We start from the raw sequence: 3,268 nt of genomic DNA, 5'->3' as shown, positions 1-3,268 counted from the left end.
ACCAAGCTGCGGGATAATCTGGCGCAGATCGGCTACCGGAAGATCGATTTTGAAAATCTGGAAAAGGAAGACGAAAAGTTCTGGAAGAAGTATTTCCAGAGCGAGCTGTTCCCGGTGCTTTCTCCCCAGATTATCGACCACCGGCATCCGTTCCCGTTCCTGCGCAATCAGGAGATCTACCTGTGCGCTACCCTGAAGGCGAAGGGGGACGCCAACCTGTCCTTCGGTTTGATCCCAATCGGGAACCAATTTGAGCGGGTTTTGTATCTGAAAAAGGACGATGCGGTGTACTACGGTCTGGTGGAGGAGCTGATCTACCACTATGCAGAGCTGGTTTTCCCGATTCTGCAGAAAAAGTGCCTGTTCCGGGTGACCCGCAACGCGGATATTGATGTGAAGGAAGGCATGTTCGACCAGGACATCGACTACCGTCAGGTGATGAGCGAGCTGCTGAAAAAGCGGCGTAAGCTGGCGGCGGTGCGCATTCAGTTCTGGAACCAGCCCCCGCAGGAGGTAAAGAATTACCTGTGCGAAAAGCTGGTGCTGCCTGCACATCAGTGTTTTAACCAGAGCAGTCCTCTGGACCTTTCCTATTGCTTCAAGCTTACGGCCCGGCTGCAAAGTGAGGGCCACAGTGAACTGTTCTATGCACCGGCCAAGCCGATGCAGGCACCTCACGGATATAAGCTGAGCGAGGCGGTGCAGAAGAATGATGTGCTGATTGCATACCCTTATCAGAGCATGCGCCCCTTCATCAAGATGCTGATGGCGGCGGCGTTTGACCCGGAGGTCATCTCCATCAAGATGACGCTGTATCGGATGGCGCGAGACTCCCAGATTGTACAGGCTTTGATTGCCGCGGCGGAAAACGGAAAAGAAGTAGTGGCAGTTGTGGAGCTGCGCGCTCGCTTCGATGAGCAGAACAACATCGACTGGTCCAAGCAGCTGGAAGAGGCCGGCTGTACGGTACTGTATGGTCTGGATGACTACAAGGTTCACTCCAAGCTGACCCTGATCACCCGCCGCACCAAGGAAGGGTATCGCTATACCACCCAGATCGGCACCGGCAACTACAACGAAAAGACCAGTGAGCAGTATACCGACCTTTCCTACGTGACCACCCGTACCGAAATCGGCGAAGAGGCTGCTGCGGTATTCAACAATCTGGCGGTGGAGCGGCTGACCAGCAACACCAAGTATCTGCTGGTGGCTCCGCTGTGCTTCAAGAGCGTTCTGTTGGAGGAGATGGACCGGGAGATTCAGAAAGCAAAAGAAGGTAAGCCCGCCCGCATTATCCTGAAGAACAACTCGGTCAGCGACAAAAACGTGATTGAAAAGTTGTCGGAAGCGTCTTGCGCCGGCGTTTCGGTGGATATGATTGTGCGCGGCATCTGCTGCGTGACTGCCGGGGTTCCCGGTCGTACCGATAATCTGCGGATTCGCAGCATTGTGGGCCGCTATCTGGAGCATTCCCGCATCTACTGCTTCGGTGATGGCGACGATATGCGAATCTACATCGCATCCGGTGACTTCCTCACCCGTAACACCGAGCGCCGGGTGGAGGTTGGCCTGAAGGTGCCGGACCGTGCGCTTGCCAATAAGCTGCGTCAGATTCTGGAACTGCAGCTGAATGACAATGTGAACGCCCGGGAAATGAAGCCGGATGGCAGCTATTCCAAGGTGAAGGCGGAGCCGGGAGCACCCCGTGTGGACAGCCAGATGGCTTTGTACGATGCCTTCCGTGACGGCTTCGTGCTGCCGGAACCCCCGGTGACTCCGGCGCCCGCATCGAAGCCCGGTCTGCTGCAGAAAATCACCGGCTTGCTTCGTGCCAGGAAAAAGTAAACAGTAAACATGGAACTCCCCTGCCTGGGCAATTGCTTCGGGCAGGGGAGTTTTTTACGGAAAACATCTATTTCGGAGTCAAACGGCATAGAAATGCAGTAGCGCTTTTGTGCACAGCCGCAAAAAGGAGGAAGGCCCATGTGGAATGTGGAAACCAACGAGACGATGCTCCCCCCTGTGTTTGCCAGTCGGCAGGAAGTGGAACAGCTGCTGCGTCCGCCGCCGGTCCGGCAGCAGAATTCGGAACGAAAAAACCCGGTGCTTTCTTTGCAGATTCTGATCTGCGGGCTGATTCTGCTTTGCGTTGTGTGCATTCGCTCGGTGTCGCCGCAGCTTTACGAATCCTTTCAGGATGGATACCGTCAGCTGCGGTACCAGGGGATTGCTTTGTCCGGTGAGGAAGAGTTGGTGAAATTTGCAAGCGCGGCGATCCATGATCTGAGCGTACAGGCTGTGGAGACGATCGGGCAGCTTTCGGGAGAGAACACATTGACTTTGGGGTACGGTGCGGGCGGATGGAGTCGCCGGGCAGCGCCGGAGGGCAGTTCTCTGGAAGCGCCGGAGCCGGAAAATGCGCTCTCGCTGCCCGTACGGGGATATGTGATCACCTCCGGATACGGCTGGCGCAGTGATCCCTTTACCGGAAAAGCTGATTTTCATACCGGGATTGACCTGGCAGTAGCGGAGGGGACTGCTATTCATCCGGCCTGGAGCGGCATAGTGCAGAAGAGTGCATGGAATTCTTCCTACGGAAACTATGTGCAGATCCTTCACGAAAATGGTCTGGTTACCCGGTATTGCCACATGCAGTATATCTTTGTACGGCAGGGACAGAGGGTAAGTCTGGACGATGTTCTGGGGACGGTGGGCCAGACGGGGGCTGCCACCGGACCGCATCTGCATTTCGAGCTTTTCTGCAATGATGTGCGTTGTGATCCCACCAAGGCGTTGGAGGCGGGCACTTGATCCGGCTGCGGCAGCCAGAGCTGTTGCTGCTTGGACTGTGGTTTGGGCTGACGCACGATCCCTTGGGCATCCTGCGGATCAGTCTGTTGTGTTCGCTGCTTCATGAGAGTGGGCACATTGCAGCCTGGATCGTTTTTACTGGAACACTGCCGATGCTGGAGCTGTCACCCGGCGGGATCGGGCTATGCCTGGGAAACGCCCGGCTGTCTCCCTGCAAGGAGGGAATTCTGGCTGCTGCCGGCCCGGCGGTCAATCTAATTGCAGCCGGAATGGCGTATTTGTGGATGTTGTATAGCGCCAGCTACTGGGGCTGGTTTTTCCTGGGAACCAACCTTTTGGTGGGAGGATTCAACCTGCTGCCGGTAGGTCCACTGGACGGCAAACGGATCTGGAATAATTTCTTTGGCGGATAAATTGCATTTCCGGCGCAAATCGGTTAAAATGAACTGTAACATTC

General features: G+C 55.8%; 3 protein-coding genes. All 3 read left to right on the top strand.

Translation table 11 applies throughout. The features are described from left to right. Positions 1-1,845: polyphosphate kinase 1 (gene ppk1, locus J7G73_RS12685; protein WP_291246531.1), on the top strand; the 1,845-nt coding region annotated here is incomplete at its 5' end. A gap of 138 nt (positions 1,846-1,983) precedes the next feature. Then, positions 1,984-2,811, top strand: a complete 828-nt coding sequence (locus tag J7G73_RS12680; RefSeq protein ID WP_291246530.1) for a M23 family metallopeptidase — start codon at positions 1,984-1,986, stop codon at positions 2,809-2,811. Next, the gene (locus J7G73_RS12675) at positions 2,808-3,224 is read left to right on the top strand and encodes a peptidase (RefSeq protein ID WP_291246529.1); all 417 of its coding nucleotides are present in this window, start codon (positions 2,808-2,810) and stop codon (positions 3,222-3,224) included. The genes J7G73_RS12680 and J7G73_RS12675 overlap by 4 nt, the downstream gene beginning before the upstream one ends. Positions 3,225-3,268 lie beyond the last annotated feature (44 nt).

Origin of the sequence: Allofournierella sp., from assembly GCF_017889395.1 — a bacterium.
GTDB lineage: Bacteria > Bacillota > Clostridia > Oscillospirales > Ruminococcaceae > Allofournierella.
Note: the sequence above shows the minus strand (reverse complement) of the source record. Positions and strands in the feature narration are given on the sequence as shown.

Excerpts from the sequence above, each read along its gene's own strand:
- J7G73_RS12680 (WP_291246530.1), top strand. The coding sequence starts at position 1,984 with ATGTGGAATGTGGAAACCAACGAGACGATGCTCCCCCCTGTGTTTGCC.